Consider the following 21,127-nt stretch of genomic DNA (forward strand, 5'->3'; position numbering starts at 1 on the left):
ACGGCGCGATGCCGTCCGCCAAATCGTCCGCCAAGCCGCACGCCGGACCGCCCACTGGATCGACCGCCGGAACGCCCGCCGGAACGCGCGCGTCCGTCAGGACCCGGGCCCCGGGCGCTGGCCCGTTCGATCCCGCCCGGGCCGCCGCGTATCCGGCGGCGATCGGCTGCGACGAGGTCGGGCGCGGCGCGCTCTGCGGACCGGTGGTGGTGGCCGCGGTCTGGTTCGATCCGACGGCGATCCCGCCCGACCTGCTCGCGGCCCTCGACGACAGCAAGCGCGTTCCCGAGCCGGTGCGGGAGCGGCTGGCGCCCCTGATCCGCGCCCACGCGCGGGTCGCGGTGGCGGCGGGATCGCGCGCCCTGATCGACCGGATCAACATCCGCGGCGCGACCCTCGACGCCATGGCGCGGGCGGTGGCGCGGCTCGGCCTCGCCGCGCCCGTGCTGGTCGACGGGCGCGACGCCCTGCCGGGCCTGCCCGGCCGCGCCGTGATCGGCGGCGACCACCTCGTGCCGCAGATCGCCGCCGCCTCGATCGTCGCCAAGGTGCTCCGGGACCAGCTGATGCGGCGCCTCGCCCGGCGGCATCCCGGCTACGGCTGGGAGCGGAACGTCGGCTACGGGACGGCCGTCCACCGCGCCGGCCTGACGCAGCTCGGGCGCAGCGCGCATCACCGGCTCAGCTTCACCCGCGGGTTCGATTGAGCCGGGCAAGACGGGTCACGCGGCCCGGACGCCCGCCAGGAAGCGGTGGACCTCCGCGGCGAGTTCCTCCGACTGACGCGTGAGCGCGGTGGCGGCCGTGAGCACGTGGTCGGCCGCGCGCCCGGTCTGGTCGGCCGCCTGCGCCACCCCGGCGATGTTGCCGGTCACCTCCTGCGTGCCAACACTGGCCTGGGCGACGTTGCGGACGATCTCCCGCGTGGCCGCCCCCTGCTGCTCCACCGCGGCCGCGATGGCGGCGGCCACGGTGTCGATCTCGCCGATCCGGCCGGTGATCGTGCCGATCGCCCGCACCGCCTGACCGGTCACGGTCCGGATCTCGCCGATCTGCCGGCCGATCTCGTCGGTGGCGCGGCCGGTCTGAGCGGCCAGTTCCTTGACCTCGGTGGCGACCACCGCGAAGCCGCGCCCGGCCTGACCGGCCCGCGCCGCCTCGATCGTGGCGTTGAGCGCGAGCAGGTTCGTCTGAGCGGCGATGCCGGCGATCAGTTCGACGACGGCGTCGACCCGGGCGACGGACGCGTTGAGCGCCGCCACCAGGGCGGCCGTCTGGTCGGCCTCGCCGACCGCGATCCGGGCCAGTTCGGACGAGCCCTGGACCTGCCGGCCGATCTCCTGGACGGAGGTGCCGAGCTCCTCCACCGCGGCGGCGGCGGTCCTGACGCCGGCAGAGGCCTCCTCGGCGGCGGCGGCCACGGTATCGGACTGGCTGGCGGTCTCCTGGGCGGTCGTGGTCATCTGCCAGGCCGTGGTCTGCAGCTCGGTCGCGGCTGCGGAGACCTGCCCGACGATGCCGGCCACCGCCGCCTCGAAGGTCTGCGCCAGCGTGTGCGTCATCGTCCGGCGCTGCGCCTCCGCGGCGCGCGCCGCTTCGGCCGCGTCCGCCTCCAGGGCGCGGGTGCGGACGAGGTTGTCGCGGAAGACCTGCACGGCCGCCGCCATCGCGCCGATCTCGTCCCGCCGTCCGCGGGCCGGGATCTCCACGGCGACGTTCCCGGAGGCGAGCGCCCGCATCGCCCGGATCATGGCCTGCAGCGGTCCGAGCACGCGGCGGAAGACCGTGACGGCGCCGACACCGGCGAGCACCACCGAGGCGGCCAGGAACAGGCTGGTGTGGAGCAGCGTCGCCTCCGCCTCCGCGGCGAGCGCCTGCGCGCGGGCGACCATCGCGTTCAGCGCCGCCTGGGCGAGGTCGGCGATGGTGTTGACCTCCCGCGTGTTGCGGTCACGCAGGTCCTGGATCGCGACGCCCGGCGACTGGCCCCGGCTCAGGGCCGCCCGCAGGGCCTGCCGCCGCGCCGCGACCTCGCCCTCGAAGTTGCTGGCGCCCGCCCTCACGAAGGCGTCTTGGACCTCCCGCGGCAGCGTGTCGTCCATGTGTTCGACGAGGTTCGCCCAGCTCGCCGCGACGCGGCCGCGCTCCTCGGCCTCGGCGAGGCGCTCCTCCTCGGACCAGCCCGTCCCCCGCGTCACGGCCGTCTCGGCCCGCGCCACGTTGCCGCCGATCGCGACCCGCGTGATCCAGGCGGCACGCTTGATGTCCAGGGCGCGGGCCAGCGCCGCGTCGCGGCGCGGGATCGTGACGTCGACGGCCCCGCTGGTCGCCGAGAGCGCGTCGAGCAGATCCCGGAAAGCGGTCGCGGCGACCTCCGCGGTCGCGGCGGCGCGCTCCGCGATCGGGACCGAGAGGGCCGCGTCGATCCGCGCGGACAGGCCGGTGACGGCCTCGTGCGCGCGTCGGAGCGGATCGACCGTCTTCGCCACCGCGGCGGTGTCGATCGCGCGCACTAGGATCAGGAGAGCCTCCAGCCGTTCGGTCCGGGTCGCGCGCTGTCGGGCGATCAGGGCCGCGTCGGCGGGCGGGATCCTGCCCGCGGCGATCAGCGCCTGCAGAGTCCGTGCCCGCTCGAGGCGCACGGCGAGCAGGACCTCGAGGAGGATCCGGCTGCCTTCCGTGAGCGCGACCACGCGGCGGCTCTCCCGCTCCTGCGCGCGGGCATCGTGTGCCGTCCGGGCGCCCGCGGCCAGCAGCATGGCGCTGAGTGAGAACAGGATCGCGCACAGGATCGTGCCGATCGAAGGACGCGGAAGACGCAGCATGAGGGTCGAGTTCTCTCTTCGCAGTGCGTCGAGACGTGCGGCCCGCCGCCGGGCTGCCCGGTTCGAGCAGGGCGGCCGGTCGGCCTCGGTCGCCGGAAAGGCTGAGCGACACGACGGCCCCCGGGGGCCGTGACCGCGCGATCCGGGGACGGCCGGACCCCCAGGGGCACCCCGACGCGGCGCCGGCCCGGTTCGCCCGGAGGGCGCGGCGAGGTCGCGGGCTCGCCGGCGATCCCGGTCCGGTCATCGGACAGGAAGCGCGCCCGGTCGGCATCGAGGTCGGCGTCCCGAGACTCCACCGCCTCAAGGGAGGCCGGCAGCCGCGACCGGCCGCATCGGGCAGGGCCGCGGAGCGCGGCTCGCCCGCGACCGGATCACCGCGCGCGCGGTACAGAGGTGCGATCGGAGGACACAAACGCCGAACACAATCCCTTTTCTACGCACAGCATCGACCTCAATATCTTGCATTAATACAGTATATTAATCGCTTCGGACTCATTAGTCACCACGAAAGCTCATCGTTCCCGGCATTTGACTCACAAAACAACAGATGTCAACCTTACGTTCCTAGGTTGAGCGTCATAGAATATCGCGATATAAATAAAAAACATTCACAATTAAAAAAAACAATTCAACTAACATTCGATACATAGACGACGATTATGGAACAATTATTGAATTTATCGAGGAGATATGGTGATCGGACAGATCCGCCGCCTCGCGCGCGGGCGACACCGCGTCGGTCGCGTTTCAGAGCAGCACAAGCTGCGAGCCGGGCTTGCGGAACGCGTCGCGGTTCAGATCCATCCGTCCGAAGGCGAAGCCGAGACGGGTGCCGGCGAGTCGGACCCGCTGGCCGATCATCGCCGCGTAGGCCCCCTCCCCGCGGAAGCGGTGGCCGAAGCGCGGGTCGTTCTCGCGCCCGCCCCGGGCGTCCCGCAGGAGTGCGAAGGCCCGCGCCCGGCGCTCCGGATAGTGCTCGGCGAACCAGTCGGCCACGAGGTCGGCGACTTCGCCGGGGAGGCGCAGCAGCGCGTGGCCGATGCGGCTCGCCCCGTGCGCGCGCGCCTCGGCCAGGATCGACTCGATCTCGTGATCGGTCAGGCCGGGGATGATCGGCGAGACGTTGACCATGACGGGCACTCCCGCCGCGCTCAGCGCCCGCATCGCCGCGAGCCGCTTGTCCGGCCGCGGCGCCCGCGGGTCGAGGCGGCGGGCGAGGTCCGGATCCAGCGTCGGCAGCGAGATCGCCGCCAGCACGAGGTCGTCCGCCGCCATCTCGGCCAGAAGGTCGAGGTCGCGCAGCACGAGGTCCGACTTGGTGGTGATGCTGACGGGATGGCGGGCCTCTCGCAGCACCTCCAGCACCCCGCGGGTGAGCCGGTGCTCCCGCTCGACCGGCTGATAGGGATCCGTGGCGGTGCCGAGGGCGATCGTCTCTGGCCGGTAGCCCGGCGCGGCGATCTCGCGGGCGAGGAGCCGGGCGGCGTCCGGCTTGGTGAAGATCCGCGACTCGAAATCGAGCCCCGGCGAAAGGCCGAGCCAGGCATGGGTGGGGCGCGCGTAGCAGTAGATGCAGCCGTGCTCGCAGCCCCGGTACGGGTTGATCGACCGATCGAACGGGATGTCGGGCGAGCCGTTGCGCGCGATGATCCGGGCGGACCGCTCCGGCGTGACCTGCGTGCGCAGGGGCGCCGGAGGGTCCGCCGTCCAGGTCCCGTCGTGGAACGCCTCGCGCCGGGCGGATTCGTACCGGCCGGTCGGGTTGGCCGTCGCGCCGCGCCCGCGCCGGGCGGCCGGATCCGCGGCGCTCGAGCCGAGTCGCGTCACGGTCCCGGACGCGGTTCCGTCGCGCGTGTCCACCATCCCGACTCGCCCCACTCCGGAAACCGATCGGAACATACAACGAACAAACCGCCGGCGATCGCCTCTTTTTCAGGCAAATCCGGCTCCGCGGCCCGTCCGGGCAGCGGCGCGTCCGCGCGGAGACGGCAGGGCAGTTTACGGCGCCGCAGAATCGTCTATGCGCGCGCTCATGCTCTCCGCCGTGACCTATCTGGCCGACCCGGCCGAGCCGGACGCGATCGATCGCCTGGCCGACACGCTCAGCGTGCTCGTCTCCGGTGTGGCCGGCGGCCTCGTCGGCGACGCGGTGATCGTCGCGGGCCGCGAGAGCGAGGCCGTGGCGGCCGTCGCGGAGGCCACGGGTGCGACCCTCGTGCTGCACCGGGGCGGCAATCCCTACGCGGCGGGCGCCGTCGCGGCCCGGCGGGACTGGATCCTGTGCCTGGAGGCGGGCGACGTCCCGGCCGAGGGCTGGATCCGCACCCTCGACCGCTTCGTCGGGACGGCGCGGCCGGAGACGGCGCTCGGCCGCCTGCACCGCCCGGCCGGGGGCTGGCTCGGCCGCCTCGTCAGGCGCGCGGAGACCGTCGCCGGCGCCCGGCAGGCCCGGGCCGGCGACGTCGTCCGGCGCGAGGCCCTGCGGGCCGAGGGCGCGTTCGCGGGCCGCCTCAAGGTCAGGCCGCTGATCGCCCGGATCGAGCGCGCCTGACCGGAAGAATCGCGACCGTGCGAATCTTGCGCCGGCTCACGTTGTTGTCGGTCGATTCGCCGCTACAACTCTGGAAGCGCGGCAGAAACGGCGCCGCCTCCGGCCGTGTCGACGCGCGCTGAATCTCCCCGACTTGGAAGGATGGTGCCATGGATTCGTCGGGCCTGATGGGGCGGAAGTCGGTCGACGACATCGTCGAGAGCGGCGAGGGCGAGCAGCAGCTCTCGAAGTCGCTCGGCGCCCTCTCGATCACCGCGATGGGTATCGGGGCGATCATCGGCGCCGGCATCTTCGTCCTCACCGGCACCGCCGCGGCCCAGTATGCCGGGCCGGGGATCATGCTGTCCTTCGTGCTCGGCGGCATCGCCTGCGCCTTCGTCGGCCTCTGCTACTCCGAGATGGCCGCGCTGATCCCGGTCGCCGGCTCGAGCTACACCTACACCTACGCGACGCTCGGCGAGTTCTTCGCGTGGCTGATCGGCTGGGACCTGATCCTCGAATACGCCATGGGCGCCGCCACCGTGGCGGTCGGCTGGTCGGGCTACATGACCAGCATCCTCAAGAGTGTCGGCATCGTGATCCCCGCGCAGTTCGCCAACGCGCCGGGCACGCCGATCGAGGGCGGCGGGACCGCCCTGTTCAACCTGCCGGCCGTGCTGATCGTGGCGCTGATCACGATCCTGCTGATGCGGGGCACGAAGGAATCGGCGCGCTTCAACAACGTCATGGTCGCGGTGAAACTCACCGTCGTGATCGCCTTCATCGTTCTCGGCTGGAGCCATGTGAACGCCGCGAACTGGAGCCCGCTGATCCCCGAGAACGACGGGACCTTCGGACATTTCGGCACCAGCGGCGTCCTGCGCGGCGCGGGCGTGGTGTTCTTCGCGTTCATCGGCTTCGACGCGGTCTCGACCGCCGCCCAGGAGGCGCGCAGACCCCAGAAGGACATGCCGATCGGCATCCTGGGCTCGCTGGCGGTCTGCACGATCCTGTACGTGCTCGTCGCCGCCGTGCTCACCGGGCTCGTGCCCTACAAGGAGCTGAACGTCCCGGACCCGATCGCCAAGGGCGTCGACGTGATCGGCATCGGCTGGTTCGCCCTCCTGATCAAGCTCGGGGCGCTGACCGGGCTGACCACGGTGATCCTCGTCCTGCTCTACGGCCAGAGCCGGATCTTCTTCACCATGGCCCAGGACGGCCTGCTGCCGAAGATGTTCTCCCACGTCCACCCGACCTACCAGACGCCGTATCGCAGCCAGGCGCTCATCGGGGCCGCGGTCGCTGTGGTGGCGGCCCTGGTGCCGATCCACATCCTCGGCGAGATGGTCAGCATCGGCACGCTCGCCGCCTTCATCCTCGTCTGCGGCTCGGTGCTCTACCTGCGGCGCGCCGAGCGCCACATGAAGCGGCCGTTCCGGGCGCCCGCCGTGCCGGTCGTGCCGATCCTGGGCATCCTGTCCTGCCTGCTCCTGATGATCGGCCTGCCCCTCGACACGTGGCTGCGGCTGGTGATCTGGATGGCGATCGGCCTCGTCGTGTACTTCTTCTACGGCCGCAAGCACTCTGTCCTGCGCCGCAAGGAGGGGAATCTGGCCTAGCGCCGCCTCACACGGTGAGGCTCGCGCCGCGCCGCAGGTGCTCGTCGAGGCGCGGCATGATCTCGACAAAGTTGCAGGGCCGGTGCCGGTAGTCGAGCTGCTGGGCCAGGATCCCGTCCCAGGCGTCGCGGCAGGCGCCGGGCGAGCCCGGCAGCACGAACACGTAGGTCGCCCGCGCGACCCCCGCGGTGGCGCGGGATTGCAGGGTCGAGGTGCCGATCTTGTCGTACGAGATCCGGTGGAACACGGCCGAGAAGCCGTCCATGCGCTTCTCGAACAGCGGCTCCAGCGCCTCGGGGGTGACGTCGCGGCCGGTGAAGCCGGTCCCGCCGGTGGTGATCACCACGTCGACGCCGGGATCGCGCAGCCACGCCTCCACCCGCTCGCGGATCGCCGGGATCTCGTCCGGAACGATGGACCGGGCCGCCAGACTGTGCCCCGCCTCGGTGAGGCGCTGGGTCAGGGTGTCGCCCGAGCGGTCGTCCTCCGGACGGCGCGTGTCGGAGACGGTCAGGACCGCGATGTTCAGGGGAATGAAGCGGCGGGCGTCGGTCTGATCGGCCATCGTGCGGGCTCTCCGGTGGGGGAGACCGATATGGGCCCGGCGGGACCGCTTGTCGCCCCCGGGGGCCGCCGCGCCCGCGCCCCCCCCCCCGCGCCCCCCTTGCGGCCCGCCGCAAACTCGGCTGTGCTCCTCCGGCCCCGGCGGAGATCGCTCACCCATGCACATGTACGGCAACTGGCGCTCGGCCGCGGCTTTCCGGGTGCGGATCGCCCTGAAGCTGAAGGGCATCGCGTACGAGGAGACCTTCATCGACCTCGACGCGGGCGACCAGCACAAGCCGGAGTTCCGCAGGATCAACCCGCAGGGCGCGGTGCCGGCGCTGTTCGACGGCGACGGCCCGCCGCTCACCCAGTCGCTGGCGATCCTCGACTACCTGGAGGAGACGCGCAGCGGCGTCCGCCTGCTGCCCGAGGAGCCCCGGGCGCGGGCCCGGGCCCGCTCGCTGGCGCAGGTGGTCGCGTGCGACACCCACCCGCTCTACGTGCCCCGGGTGCGCACCTTCCTGATGGAGCATTACGGCCTGCCACGGGAGCGCATGCTGGATTTCCTGCGCAACGCCTTCGAGACCGGCCTCCGGACCCTGGAGACGCGCCTCGCCACCGAGCCGGGAACGGGCCGGTTCTGCCAGGGCGATTCGGTGAGTCACGCCGACCTCTGCCTAGTCAGCCTCTGGGTCGGGACGGGCATCTTCGGCATCGACACGGCGGCCTACCCGACGGTCGCGCGAATCGCCGAGGCCTGCCTCGCCCTGCCGGCGGTCGCGGAGGCACACCCGCTGCGCCAGCCGGGCGCCCCGCAGGGGTGACCGGGCTCCGCGCGCCGCCCGCCCGGTGCGCGACGTCGCACTCGTGACCGGGGGTCGCGGCCGGCGATGTGGTATTCGGCAACCCAGGCCGTGTAAGGAGGCCGGCGACTGATCCCGGTCCGGGGGGAGAAAGAGTGTCGATGGCATCCGTCGAGAACGAGTCGGGCCTTCATCGCGTCGTGGTAGTCGGCGGCGGCGCCGCCGGACTGCAGCTGGTCACGAAGCTCGGCGACAAGCTCGGGCGCGGCAAGCGCGCGCACGTCACCCTCGTGGACCGCGCCCGGACGCATATCTGGAAGCCGCTGCTCCACGAGGTGGCGGCCGGCAGCCTCGACGTCGGCCACCACGCGGTGGATTACCTGCACCACGCCCACACGCACGGCTTCCGCTACCGGATCGGGCGGATGACCGGGCTCGACCGGGAGGCGCGCACGATCCAGCTCGCCGCGAGCTACGACGCGGAAGGGCGCGAGGTCACGCCCGAGCGCGCCGTCCCCTACGACACGCTGGTGATGGCGGTGGGCTCCACCACCAACGATTTCGGCACGCCGGGCGTCGCCGAGCACGCCATCGCCCTCGACACCCAGGACCAGGCGGTGCGCTTCCACCAGCGTCTGGTGAACGCCTCTCTGCGGGCGCACACGCAGGCCGGCCCGGTCCGGCCCGGCCAGCTCCACGTCACGGTGATCGGCGCGGGCGCGACCGGGACGGAGCTCGCCGCCGAGCTGCACCGGACCCTGCGCCACGTCGTCTCCACCGGGCTCGACAAGATCGACCCGGGCAAGGACATCCGCATCACCCTGGTCGAGGCCGCCGACCGGATCCTGCCGGCGGTGCCGCAGCGCCTCTCGGCCGAGGTGATGCAGCTCCTCAACAAGATCGGCGTCGACGTGCGCGTGAAGGCGCGGGTCACCGAGGTGCGCGCTGACGGCGTGCAGCTCGCCGACGGCACCTTCATCCCGTCCGAGCTGGTCGTCTGGGCGGCGGGCGTGAAGGCGCCGCCCTTCCTGCAGGGCATCGGCGGCCTGGAGACGACGCGGACCAACCAGCTGGTGGTGACGCCGACGCTGCAGACGACCCGCGATCCCGACATCTTCGCCATCGGCGACTGCGCCTACCTGGTGGAGGCCGGATCCGACACGCCGGTGCCGCCGCGCGCGCAGGCGGCCCACCAGCAGGCGAGCCACCTGATCGGCCAGATCCAGGCGAAGATCGACGGCAAGCCGCTGAAGCCGTTCCGGTACAAGGATTTCGGCTCGCTGGTCTCCCTCGGCGAGTACTCGACCGTGGGCAGCCTGATGGGCTTCGTCCGCGGCAAGAACATGCTCATCGCCGGTCTGTTCGCCCGGATGATGTACCGCTCGCTCTACAAGATGCACGAGCGGGCGCTGCACGGCACGGCCAAGACTGCCCTCGACACCCTGGCCCGCGCGCTCACCCGGCGCACCGAGCCGCGGGTGAAGCTGCACTGACCGTCGCCGTACGAACCGAGGACGGGCGCCCGGATCGACCGGGCGCGCCACAGGAAGGAAACACCATGATCCTGGTAAGCGTGATGTACCCGGCCGGCCCGAGCTTCGACATGGGCTACTATCTCGGCCACCACATGCCGCTGGTGCGCGAGCGCTGGTCGTCCCTCGGCCTCCACGACGCGAAGGTCGTCAAGGGCGCCGGCACGCCGGACGGCGGCGCCGCCCCGTTCCAGGTGATGGCCCTGCTCACCTTCGAATCGGTCGACGCCTTCAAGAAGGCCGTGGCCGCCCACGGCGAGGAGATCTTCGCCGACATCCCGAACTTCACCTCGGCGCAGGCCCAGGTCCAGCTCAACGACTTCGCGGAGAACCCGTGATCGACATCGTCAAGGCGGTGCAGGAGGCCGATCCGAGCCTCGGCACCTACGTGGTCGTGCTGCGCACCGACGCCCGGGCCCTCGACGGCCCGGAGCGCTTCACGCCGGAGGCGCAGGCCTGGATCGCCGAGAAGGCACCCGGCGGCCGGCTCGCCCGGGTGCGCGTCCTGCTGGCGCCCTATCCGGGCGCGGAGCCGGCCGCGCGCGAGGTCACCGTGGCGGCTTTCGCCGACGCGCGGGAGCTCGCCGCCTTCGCGACGACCTGGACCGGCGACCCGCTGCCCGAGGCCGACGCGGCGGAAGGCCCCTGAGAGCGGTGCGGCGCCGGCGGGCGCCGCACCGGGTCAGGCCGCGCGCAGCTGCCGGATGGCGCGGAGCGCGGTCGCTCGCTGGATCTCCAGGCGCCGGATCAGCGGCATCAGGTCGGCGCCGGCGTGGGCGGCGGCCTCGACCTCGCGGCACAGGCTCGACAGCCCGACGAAGCCCAGGAGCCCGGCCGCCGCCACCAGGGCGTGCGCGTCGTGGGCGATCTGCAGGCGGTCGGTCTCGCTCGGCCGGAACCGTTCGGACAGCTCGTTGGCCAGGAGATCGAGCAGCGCCCCGACGCGGTCGGCCCCGAAGCTCGCCTCCATCTCGGTCAGCACAGCCGCGTCGAGCACCGCCGAATCCACCTGCGGCAGGCGGCGCGGCTCCTCGGCCCGCGCCGGCCGCCGCGCGCCCGGCGCCGTCCAGCGGCTGATCGTGGCGAAGAGGTCGGCCCGCCGGAACGGCTTGCCGACGTAATCGTCCATCCCGGCCTCGCGCAGCTCCTCGATCTGCGACGGCAGGACGTTGGCGGTCATGGCGACGATCGGGATGTCGCAGGCGGGCGGCGCCAGGGCGCGGATGCGGCGCGTGGCCGTGAGCCCGTCGACGCGGGGCATCTGGACGTCCATCAGCACGAGATCGTAGGCCCGGCCGGCCGCGACGGACGACCCGACGGCCGTGATCGCCTCGGCGCCGTCTCCGGCCACGTCCACCGCGTAGCCCTGGGATTCGAGCACCGCGCAGGCGAGCTCCTGGTTGAGCGGCACGTCCTCGACGAGCAGCAGCCGCAGCGGCGCCCCCCGGGCATCCCCGGCCGCCGGAGCCGCGGCCGGCGGCGGCCGCGGCGGCGCACCCGCGTCGGCCGCGGCGCCCGAGGCCGCGGCGCCCTGCTCGGCGCGGGGCAGCACCAGCCGGAACCAGAAGGTCGAGCCCGCCCCCTCGCGGCTCTCGACCCCGATCTCGCCGCCCATGAGCGTCACGAGGTGCCGGGAGATCGCGAGGCCGAGGCCGGTGCCGCCGAAGCGCCGGCTGATCGAGCCGTCGACCTGGCTGAACCGCTTGAACAGCCGGTCCTGCTGCGCCGGCGCGATGCCGATGCCGGTATCGACCACCGAGAACCGGACCGTGTCGCCGGGCCGCCCGCCGGGCGCGCCGCCGTCGTCCTCCCGCTCCACGATCACCGTGACCGAGCCCTCGGGCGTGAACTTCACGGCGTTGTTCAGCAGGTTGAGCAGCACCTGACGCAGGCGCCCGGCATCGCCGACCACGAAGGTCGGCAGGGCCGGGTCGATCCGGGCCTCGATGGCGAGGCCGCTGCGGAGCGCGCTGCCCCGCACGATCGAGACCGTGCCGTCGACGATCGAGACCAGCGGGAAGGTGACCGGATCCAGGGTCAGCTCGCCCGCCTCGATCTTCGAGAAGTCGAGGATGTCGTTGACGACCGTCAGCAGGGCCGCGCCGGAGCTCTGGATCAGCTCCAGGCGGCGCCGGTCCTCGTTCTGGATCGCGTCGCCGTCGAGGAGCAGATCGGCGTAGCCCAGGATGCCGTTCAGCGGGGTGCGGATCTCGTGGCTCATGGCGGCGAGGAACTCGCTCTTGGCCGCGCTCGCCCGCTCCGCCTCGGTGCGGGCCGCCTCGGCGTCCCGCGTGGCGGTGCGCAGGGCCGCCTCGACCGCCTTGCGCTCGGTGATGTCGAGATGGAGGCCGACCATGCGCTGCGGCTGGCCGTCGGCTCCGGAGAGCGTCCGGCCCCGCGCGTAGAGCCAGCGCGCGCCGACCCGGAACTCGGCCGCGTAGGGGGTGCCGGACTCGACCGCCCGCCGGATCTCGGTCCAGACATCGGCCACGTCGTCGGGATCGATCAGCGCCGTCCACGCGGACGCCGAGATCGTGTGGGCACCGCCGGTATCCGGCAGACCGTGCATCCGCGCGCTTTCCGGGCTGAGGACGGCGAGCCCCGTGCGCATGTCCCAGTCCCAGGTGCCGGCCTCAGCGGCGTCGAGGGCGATGTCCAGCAGGCCGCGGGCCTCCTCGACGGCGAGCCGCGCCGTGACGATGTCGTCGACGTCGAGCGCGGTCCCGAGCCACTCCGCCACCGCGCCGTCCGCCGGATCGAGGCGGATCGGGATCAGCGAGAGCTTGTGCCACCGGTAGACGCCGTCGTGACGGCGGATCCGCCACTGGCCGCTGTATCCCGTGCCGGTCTCGACGGCCCGGATCCAGGCCGCTTCCATGGCGGCGGCATCCTCCGGGTGATTCCGGACGAGGCGCTCCGCGCGCTCGGGCCCGATCGGCCCGTAATAGGCCTGGAACTGCGCGTTCACGTAGGTCGCCCGGCCGTCCCCGACCCGCATGGTCCAGACGAGGAGCGGCAGAGCCTCGGCGAGGCCCCGGTAGCGCAGCTCGCTGCGGCGCACCTCGTCCTCGGCGCGCCGGCGCTCGGTCACGTCGATCAGCACGCCGAAGAGGCCGGCGCTCGCCCCCTCCCCCCGGGCCATGCCGCGCACGACGACGTCGCGGAGTTCGCCGTCCGGCCGCAGCAGCCGGGCCTCGAAATCGAACCGGGTCCGACGGGCGACCGCGTCGGCGACGATCGCCTCCAGCCGGGCACGGTCGTCGGGATGGTAGATCTCCGAGAAGACGTCGAGGTGCGGCGGCGGGGTCGCGGGGTCGCGGCCCGCGATGGCGTAGAGGCTGGCCGACCAGACCGGCTGCCCGTCCCCGAGCTCGATGCGCCAGTTCCCGACGCCGGCGAGCTGCTCGGCCATGGTGAGCTGGTGGTTCGCCGCCTCCTGGGCGCGGGCCCGCGCGTTGATCTCCCGGTGCTGCTCCCGGATGACCGCCTCGCGGATCGCCGCCTGCGCGATCTCCCGGTCGCGCCGGACATTGGCCTCCGTGAGGCGCAGATGCGCCACGACGACCTCGGCGAGGTCGCGGAGGGCAGCCGCGTCCTCGGGGGAGAAATCGGAGCGGGGCCGGGGATCGGCGAGGCAGAGGGTCCCGATCCGGAGGCCCGGCTGGAGACTCAGCGCGATGCCCGCGTAGAACCGGATCCCGCCCGGTTCGGCGGCGATGGTCAGGTCGCGGAAGCGCGCGTCGAGCCGGGCATCGGGGACCACCACGAGGGCGTCGCTGCGGATCGTGTGCTGGCAGAAGGTCTCCGCCCGCCGCAGCGTGGTCGGCAGCTCCGCGCAGGGGGTCTTGAGCCACTGATGCGTGTCGTCGAGGAAGGCCACGAACGCGGTGCGCACGCCGAACAGGCGGCGGGCCGTCCGGCAGACGGCCTCGAAATGCGGCTCGGACGGGGTCCCGAGGATCGCGAGGGCCTCGAGGGCCGCGAGCCGGTCGCGCTCGCTGTCCGGCTGTGTGTTCACGTACCGTCTCCGGGTGCCGATCGGCAGCTCGGCCGCCACCGAGCGATGCCGCGCCTAGCGCCGCGTTTCAAGCGCGCCCGCCTGCGGCGGCGTGCCCGCGCGCAACCGCGCGGCCTCCAGCGCCCAGACCATGCCCAGCATCATGTAGACGTGGCGCCACTTCTCGATGTCGATCTGGACCGCCTGCAGGAAGAACATCAGCAGCGCCGGCCAGACGATCTGGGCGTGCGCCCGGACCGGCGACGGCCGGGCCAGGAGCCGGAACCCGACGAGGCCGGTCGCCGCCACGAGGCCGATGAACACCGCGCCCCCGAGCCAGCCGCCGTTGGCGAAGGAGCCGATGTAGGAGTTGTGCGGTTCGAGCCCGAAGGTCAGCCGCCAGTGCATCGGCCCCATCCCGAACGGCCGCTCCAGCAGCATGGCGAAGCCGCGGATCTGGTTGCCGAAGCGCCCGGTCTCGCCCTGGTCGTAGTCCTGGGTCAGCGCCGCCCGGGTCTCGAACATCTTGTGGACGTGGTCGACCGAGAGCAGCCCGATCACCGCGGCGGTGCCGAGGACGAGCGTCGCGAGGGTCAGGAGCACGATGCGGCGGCGCAGGCGCGGGGAGGCGCTGCCGGCATAGACCGATCCCACCATCAGGAGCACCGCGACGACGCTCCCGCCCCAGGACCCGCGCGAGAACGACAGGAAGATGCCGGCCACGATGACCAGCAGGCCGGCGAGGGACACGAGCGGCCGGCGGGTGGAGCCGGTGAGCAGGCCGTGCATCAGGTAGAGGGCGCCCAGCGTCAGGAACGAGCCGAAGACGTTCGGGTCCTGGAAGGTGCCCGAGGCCCGGTCGTACTTGTAGAACAGGTCCTCGATCCCGAGCCATTGCAGGTAGCCGACGATGCCCAGCGCCGCCGAGAACACGCAGCTCGCCGTGTAGGCCTTGAGCGCCAGCTCCATCCGGGCGTGCGTGTCGTCCGCGAAGAACATGGCGAAGAAGATGCAGGTGATCGAGAGGTAGATCAGCTGCACGGTCCAGGTGACCGGGAAGTCCTCGTTCAGGTACGGCAGCAGCGCGGTGACGATGGCCGCGAGGTAGAGCAGGAGGAGCGCCACCAGGGGCACCGCCCCGCGGTGCAGCCGCACGCCGAGGCAGAGCCAGAGCAGGATCGTGGGGATCGCGACCGCGTCGTAGGGGGAGGTTTCCGAGAAGGCGAAGCAGGCGAAGAAGATGAACGCCGCGAACAGCGCCTTGGCCAGCCCCTCGACGGCCGCGATGAGCGGGACTCCGCCCACCGACCCGGACGGGACCGGGCCTGCGGGCGCTGCGGTGTGGGCCATGGATACGCGGGCTCCGCGGGCCGGTTACGCTGGCCCGCGCCGTCGGTGATGCCATCCAAACGTTGAGAATCGCCTTCCCGGCGCGCCGCGCCCCTCGGCGGCGCACCGCCGGTTCAGGCGCGGCAGGCCTCGAAGCCCTCCTTGATCGCCGCCGGATCGAGGTTGCGGCCGATGAACACCACCCGCGAGACCCGCTCCTCGTCCTTGCCCCAGTCGCCCTGCACGTCGCCGTCGAGGATCATGTGCACGCCCTGGAAGACGAAGCGCTTCGGCTCGTCCGGGAAGGCCACGATCCCCTTGCACCGCAGGATGTCCGGCCCCTGCGACTGGGTCAGGTTCGAGATCCACGGCATGAACTTGTCCGGGTCGACCGCGCCCTCGATCTTCGCCGAGACCGAGCGGATGTCGGAATCGTGGTGGTGGTGGTGACCCGCCTCCAGGAAGTCGGGCTCGACGTCGAGGATGCGGTCGAGGTCGAAGGCGTTGCGCTCGAGCACGGCGTCGAGGGGCACCGCGCAGTTCTGCGTCCGGTGGAGCTTGGCAAGCGGGTTGATCGTGCGGATCTCGGCCTCGACGCGGTCGAGGTCGGCCGGGGAGACGAGGTCGCTCTTGTTGAGCAGGATCACGTCCGCGAAGGCGATCTGGTTCTTCGCCTCGGGCGCGTCCTTCAGGCGGTCGGACAGCCACTTGGCGTCGGCCACCGTCACCACGGCGTCGAGGCGGGCGGCCTCGCCGACATCCTGGTCGACGAAGAAGGTCTGCGCCACGGGGGCCGGGTCGGCGAGCCCGGTGGTCTCGACGATGATCGCGTCGAACTTGCCCCGGCGCTTGACCAGCCCGTCCATGATCCGGATCAGGTCGCCGCGCACCGTGCAGCAGACGCAGCCGTTGTTCATCTCGAACACCTCCTCGTCCGCGCCGACGACGAGGTCGTTGTCGATGCCGATCTCGCCGAACTCGTTGACGATCACGGCGTAGCGCTTGCCGTGGTTCTCGGTGAGGATCCGGTTGAGGAGCGTGGTCTTGCCCGCGCCGAGATAGCCGGTGAGCACGGTGACCGGGATCTTGCCGGCGGCTGAACCGGGAGCGGCCGGGACGGAAGCGTTGCTCGTATCGGACATGACGGGTTCTTCGGTGGCAGGTGCGGGATCGCGCGGGCCTGGACCCGCGAGCGTTGTCATATTGTAACAAATCCCGTCAAAGGAAGACGGGGCCACACGGTTTCGCGACCGGGGCGCCGGATCGATTGCCTGTCTGACAAGCTTTGCTCTAGGCACGCGGGACCGCCGGAATCTTCCCGCGGCGCGCCATAGAAAAGCACCAGCGACCGCATTGATGTAGGCGTCGCCCGGTCACGAATCGTACTCTCGTCACGCAGCCCGGACTCTCGGCCCGGACCTAGAAGATCATCCGCATGGACGCCCGAAATCCGCTGGACCAGGACGAGGCCGTCACCGTGCCCGCGCGCGGGCGCCGGTGGCCCGGCCTGCTGGTCGCCGTCGTGCTGCTCGCGCTCGCCCTCGGCGCCGCCTTCGCGTTTCCCGACCGGACCCGCGAGACCGTCGCGCACCTCGTCGCGGCGGTGACCGGGCTGTTCGCCCCGGGCAACCCCGACCCGGGCATCGACGTCGAGAAGGCCGGTCCGGTGGAGCGGGTGTTCCGGCCGTCCAAGGAGCAGCGCGCCGCCTTTGAGATCCTGCCGGTCGCCAACCTCGTGTTCCGGCCCGAGGGCACGGCCGAAGGACGCATCGCCCTCAACGAGGACGACAACGTCCCGGTGGTCTCGCCCTATGCCGGCCGGGTGACGAAGGTCCTGGTCCGCGCCGGCGACGACGTGAAGGCCGGCGACGTGCTGCTGACGCTCGAGGCCACCGACATGGTCCAGGCGCAGAACGACTATCAGGCGGCCGTGAACAACCTCCAGAAGCAGCAGGCGCTCCTGAAGCTCGACCAGACCATCGCGCAGCGCCAGCAGGAGCTGTTCCAGGCCCACGCGACGGCGCTGAAGGACTACCAGTCGGCGCAGAACGACGTCATCGCCGCCCAGAGCGACCTGAAGACCGCCGAGGGCGCCCTCGACGCGGTGAAGAGCCGCCTGCGCCTGTTGGGCAAGACCGACGCCGAGATCGCCGCCTTCGAGAAGAAGGGCACGATGAGCGCCGAGACGCAGATCCGGGCGCCGATCGCCGGCACGATCGTCCAGCGCAAGGTCGGCATCGGACAGTACCTCTCCGCCTCCAGCGACCCGGTCTTCGTGATCGGCGACCTGTCGACGGTCTGGCTCGTGGCCAACGTCCGCGAGAGCGAGATCCCGAAGATCCGCATCGGCCAGGAGGTCGAGGCGAAGGTGGCGGGCTTCGGCGCGCGGGTGTTCAAGGCCCGGGTGAACTACATGGCCTCCAGCCTCGACCCGGCGACGCGGCGGCTCGCCGTGCGCAGCGAGGTCGACAACCCGGACCGGGTGCTGCGGCCGGAGATGTTCGCCACCTACACGATCATCACCGGCAAGGGCGAGCCGAGCCCGAGCGTGCCGGTGGCCGCCATCGTGTACGAGGGCGACCGCACCCACGTCTGGGTGGCCCGGCCGGACGGCGCCGTGGAGGCGCGCGACATCAAGCTCGGCCTGATCAACGGCGACAACGCCCAGGTCGTGCAGGGCCTGCGCGCGGGCGAGCAGGTCGTCACCCGGGGGGCCCTGTTCATCGACCGGGCGGCCACCGGCGACAAGGCGTCCTGAGCGGGGATCCGGTCCGATGAACGCCCTGATCGCCTTCTCGCTGCGCCAGCGCGTGCTGGTGGTGCTGCTGTTCGTCGTGATGCTCGGCGTCGGCTACGGCGCCTACACGCAGCTCAACATCGAGGCCTACCCGGATCCGGTCCCGCCGCTCGTCGACGTGATCACCCAGAACCCGGGCCAGTCGGCCGACGAGATCGAGCGCTACATCACCATTCCCCTGGAGGTGGCGCTCGCCGGCATCCCGAACGCCCAGGTGGTCCGGACGATCTCGCTGTTCGGCCTCTCGGACGTGAAGGTCCAGTTCAACTACGAGTACACGTACGAGCAGGCGCTGCAGCGGGTCCTCAACCGCCTGTCGCAGGCCCCGACGCTGCCCAACGGCGCCACGCCGCAGATCTCGCCGACGAGCCCGGTGGGCGAGATCATGCGCTACAAGCTCGTCGGCCCGGCCGGCTACTCGCCCATGGACATGAAGACCCTGCAGGACTGGGTGCTGCAGCGCCGGTTCAAGGCGATCCCCGGCGTCGTCGACGTCACGGCCTTCGGCGGCAAGGCCAAGGAGTACGAGGTCGCGGTCGACCTGAACCGCCTCCAGGCCCAGGGCCTGACCCTGGTGCAGCTGACCAACGCGCTGAACAACGCCTCGATCAACGTCGGCGGCCAGACGCTGAACGTCGGGCAGCAATCGGCGGTGGTGCGCGGCATCGGCCTGATCCGCGACATGGACGACATCCGGGACACGATGATCAGTCTCGTCAACGGCACCCCGGTGCTGGTGCGGGACGTGGCGGAGGTGCGCGTGTCGAACGCCCCGCGCCTCGGCATCGTCGGCCACGACAACCAGCCCGACATCGTCGAGGGCATCGTGCTCATGACCCGCGGCGGCAAGAGCCTGCCGACGCTGGAGCGGGTCGAGGCCGAGATCGACAAGATCAACAGCTCCACGATCCTGCCGCCCGACGTGAAGATCGAGCGGATCTACGACCGCTCGGGCCTGATCCACACCACCACCCACACGGTGATGCACAACCTCGTCTTCGGCGTGGTGCTGGTCTTCGTGGTGCAGTGGCTGTTCCTCGGCTCGCTCACCAGCGCGATCATCGTGGCGGCCACGATTCCGTTCGCGCTCGGCTTCGCGATCCTGATCCTGGTTGTGCGCGGCGACTCGGCCAACCTCCTGTCGCTCGGCGCGATCGATTTCGGCCTGATCGTCGACGCGACCGTGATCATGGTGGAGAACGTCTTCCGCCACATCGCCGAGCCCGACCACGTGAAGGGCGAGGCCCCGCCCAGCGGCCTGACGGGCCGGCTCGGCACCATCGCGGTCGCCGGCCGCGAGGTGAACCGGGCGATCTTCTTCTCGGCGACCATCATCATCGTCGGCTTCCTGCCGCTGTTCACGATGACCGGCGTCGAGGGCCACATCTTCGGGCCGATGGCCAAGACCTACGCGTACGCGCTGCTGGGCGGCCTGCTCGCGACCTTCACGGTCTCGCCCGCGCTCTCGGCCCTGATGCTGCCGAAGAAGCTCGAGGAGCGCGACACCCTGATCGTGCGGGTGCTGCGCGTCGGCCACGAGGCGGCTCTGCGCTTCGGCCTGCGCAACCGCGTCCTGGCGATCGCCGTGATGCTGGCGGTGCTCCTGGTCTCGGGCCTCACGGCCCGCAATCTCGGCCTCGAGTTCCTGCCGCGTCTCGAGGAGGGCAACCTCTACGTGCGCGGGACGATGCCGTCCTCGATCTCGCTGGAGGCCGGCAACGCCTACGTCCAGCGCATGCGCAAGATCTTCCAGGAGGTTCCGGAGGTCACCACCGTCCTGTCGCACCAGGGCCGCCCGAACGACGGCACCGACGCCACCGGCTTCTTCAACGTCGAGATCCTGGCGCCGCTCAAGCCGATCGACCAGTGGCGCAAGGGCCTCGACAAGGAGACGCTGATCCAGGACCTCAGCAAGAAGCTGGAGGCGGAATTCCCCGGCATCGAGTTCAACTTCTCGCAGTATATCGAGGACAACGTCCAGGAAGCGGCCTCGGGCGTGAAGGGCGAGAACTCGGTCAAGATCTACGGCAACGACCTCGCCCAGCTGACCAAGACCGCCAACGCCGTCAAGGCCGCTCTCGCCACCGTCCCGGGCGTCACCGACCTGTCGGTGTTCGAATCCCTCGGCCAGCCGACGGTGCGGATCGACGTCGACCGCCACAAGGCCGCGCGCTACGGCCTGTCGATCGGCGACGTGAACACCACGATCCAGGCGGCGATCGGCGGCCAGACCGCGGGCGACCTCTACGAGTACGGCTCCGACCGCCACTTCCCGATGCGGGTGCGGCTCGCCAAGGAGTACCGCTCCTCGCTCGCGGGCATCCGCAACATCGCGGTCGGCGCCCAGAACCCCAACGGCGGCGTGATCCAGGTGCCGCTCTCCGAGATCGCCGACGTCGACCTCGTCTCCGGCGCCTCGTTCATCTACCGCGAGGACCAGCAGCGCTATATCCCGGTGAAGTTCTCGGTGCGCGGCCGCGACCTCGGCAGCGCCGTGCTGGAGGCCCAGCGCAAGGTCGCCGATGCGGTCGACCTGCCGCCGGGCTACCGGCTGGAATGGGTCGGGCAGTTCACCAACCTGAAGGAGGCGGCCGCTCGCCTCAGCCTCGTTGTGCCGATCACGCTGCTGCTGATCGCGCTGCTCCTCTACATCAACTTCTCGTCGGTGGCCGACATGCTGCTGACCCTGTCGGTCATCCCGATGGCGATGATCGGCGGCATCTTCGCCCTGGCGCTGACCGGCACGCCGTTCTCGATCTCGGCGGCGATCGGCTTCATCGCGCTGTTCGGGATCTCGACCATGGAGGGCGTGATCCTGCTCGCCTACTACAACCAGCTGCTCGACGAGGGCTGGAAGCGGCAGGAGGCGGTCTGGCACGCCGCCGTGGTGCGCATGCGCCCGGTGATGATGACCTGCGTGGCGGCCTGCGTCGGCCTGCTGCCGGCCGCGGTCTCCACCGGCATCGGCTCGCAGGTGCAGAAGCCGCTGGCGCTCGTGGTGGTGGGCGGCATCATCCTGGCGCCGAACCTGATCCTCGTGATCGTCCCGGTGCTGATCTCCCTGTTCTCCCGGCGTCGCCCGAACCCGGACGCCCAGGCGCGGCCCGCGCACCGGGCCGCCGCGTGAGCCTGCTCAGGAGCGCGCG

General features: G+C 71.5%; 15 protein-coding genes. 9 read left to right on the plus strand and 6 right to left on the minus strand.

Translation table 11 applies throughout. The features are described from left to right. The first annotated feature begins 8 nt into the window (after window positions 1-8). The gene (locus ACTJK8_RS18790) at window positions 9-707 is read left to right on the plus strand and encodes a ribonuclease HII (RefSeq protein WP_234740701.1); all 699 of its coding nucleotides are present in this window, start codon (window positions 9-11) and stop codon (window positions 705-707) included. Window positions 708-722: 15 nt separating this feature from the next. On the opposite strand, the gene ACTJK8_RS18795 is transcribed toward ACTJK8_RS18790, so the two are convergent. After that, the gene (locus ACTJK8_RS18795; protein ID WP_012320609.1) at window positions 723-2,825 is read right to left on the minus strand and encodes a methyl-accepting chemotaxis protein; all 2,103 of its coding nucleotides are present in this window, start codon (window positions 2,823-2,825) and stop codon (window positions 723-725) included. A 750-nt stretch (window positions 2,826-3,575) separates the two neighbouring features. After that, a complete protein-coding gene (locus ACTJK8_RS18800; protein ID WP_440762347.1) occupies window positions 3,576-4,691 on the minus strand; it encodes a PA0069 family radical SAM protein in 1,116 nt (371 codons plus the stop codon). A 157-nt stretch (window positions 4,692-4,848) separates the two neighbouring features. On the opposite strand from ACTJK8_RS18800, the gene ACTJK8_RS18805 reads away from it, so the two are divergent. Continuing rightward, window positions 4,849-5,379, plus strand: coding sequence for a hypothetical protein (locus ACTJK8_RS18805; RefSeq protein ID WP_083461000.1), 531 nt, complete (start codon window positions 4,849-4,851; stop codon window positions 5,377-5,379). A 149-nt stretch (window positions 5,380-5,528) separates the two neighbouring features. Next, window positions 5,529-6,977, plus strand: a complete 1,449-nt coding sequence (locus tag ACTJK8_RS18810; protein ID WP_012320612.1) for an amino acid permease — start codon at window positions 5,529-5,531, stop codon at window positions 6,975-6,977. Window positions 6,978-6,984: 7 nt separating this feature from the next. On the opposite strand, the gene moaB is transcribed toward ACTJK8_RS18810, so the two are convergent. Continuing rightward, window positions 6,985-7,542 (minus strand): molybdenum cofactor biosynthesis protein B, encoded by a 558-nt coding sequence (moaB, locus tag ACTJK8_RS18815; RefSeq protein ID WP_012320613.1) that lies wholly within the window; start codon window positions 7,540-7,542, stop codon window positions 6,985-6,987. A gap of 157 nt (window positions 7,543-7,699) precedes the next feature. Here moaB and maiA point away from each other — a divergent pair, with 157 nt between their 5' ends. The 4 genes from maiA (at window position 7,700) to ACTJK8_RS18835 (ending at window position 10,507) form a co-directional block, all read left to right on the plus strand. Beyond that, on the plus strand, window positions 7,700-8,347 hold the full coding sequence (maiA, locus tag ACTJK8_RS18820) for a maleylacetoacetate isomerase (protein WP_116656052.1): 648 nt from the start codon (window positions 7,700-7,702) through the stop codon (window positions 8,345-8,347). 140 nt (window positions 8,348-8,487) lie between these two features. After that, window positions 8,488-9,819: an NAD(P)/FAD-dependent oxidoreductase gene (locus ACTJK8_RS18825; RefSeq protein ID WP_012320615.1), complete on the plus strand. Its 1,332-nt coding sequence runs from the start codon at window positions 8,488-8,490 to the stop codon at window positions 9,817-9,819. 65 nt (window positions 9,820-9,884) lie between these two features. Next, window positions 9,885-10,196, plus strand: a complete 312-nt coding sequence (locus tag ACTJK8_RS18830) for an EthD family reductase (protein ID WP_012320616.1) — start codon at window positions 9,885-9,887, stop codon at window positions 10,194-10,196. Next, on the plus strand, window positions 10,193-10,507 hold the full coding sequence (locus ACTJK8_RS18835) for a hypothetical protein (RefSeq protein WP_012320617.1): 315 nt from the start codon (window positions 10,193-10,195) through the stop codon (window positions 10,505-10,507). The genes ACTJK8_RS18830 and ACTJK8_RS18835 overlap by 4 nt, the downstream gene beginning before the upstream one ends. Window positions 10,508-10,540: 33 nt before the next feature. Here the strand turns inward: ACTJK8_RS18835 and ACTJK8_RS18840 are convergent, their stop codons facing one another. The 3 genes from ACTJK8_RS18840 to ACTJK8_RS18850 form a co-directional block, all read right to left on the minus strand. Then, the gene (locus ACTJK8_RS18840; protein ID WP_440762348.1) at window positions 10,541-13,876 is read right to left on the minus strand and encodes an ATP-binding protein; all 3,336 of its coding nucleotides are present in this window, start codon (window positions 13,874-13,876) and stop codon (window positions 10,541-10,543) included. Between the two features lie 54 nt (window positions 13,877-13,930). Beyond that, the gene (locus tag ACTJK8_RS18845) at window positions 13,931-15,205 is read right to left on the minus strand and encodes an O-antigen ligase family protein (protein ID WP_012320619.1); all 1,275 of its coding nucleotides are present in this window, start codon (window positions 15,203-15,205) and stop codon (window positions 13,931-13,933) included. Between the two features lie 113 nt (window positions 15,206-15,318). Beyond that, window positions 15,319-16,326, minus strand: coding sequence for a CobW family GTP-binding protein (locus ACTJK8_RS18850; RefSeq protein WP_012320620.1), 1,008 nt, complete (start codon window positions 16,324-16,326; stop codon window positions 15,319-15,321). Window positions 16,327-16,619: 293 nt separating this feature from the next. Here ACTJK8_RS18850 and ACTJK8_RS18855 point away from each other — a divergent pair, with 293 nt between their 5' ends. Next, a complete protein-coding gene (locus ACTJK8_RS18855; protein WP_012320621.1) occupies window positions 16,620-17,942 on the plus strand; it encodes an efflux RND transporter periplasmic adaptor subunit in 1,323 nt (440 codons plus the stop codon). 16 nt (window positions 17,943-17,958) lie between these two features. Further along, a complete protein-coding gene (locus ACTJK8_RS18860) occupies window positions 17,959-21,108 on the plus strand; it encodes an efflux RND transporter permease subunit (RefSeq protein ID WP_024829172.1) in 3,150 nt (1,049 codons plus the stop codon). Window positions 21,109-21,127 lie beyond the last annotated feature (19 nt).

It is taken from the genome of Methylobacterium sp. 22177 (genome assembly GCF_052045615.1).
GTDB classification, from domain to species: Bacteria; Pseudomonadota; Alphaproteobacteria; order Rhizobiales; family Beijerinckiaceae; genus Methylobacterium; species Methylobacterium radiotolerans.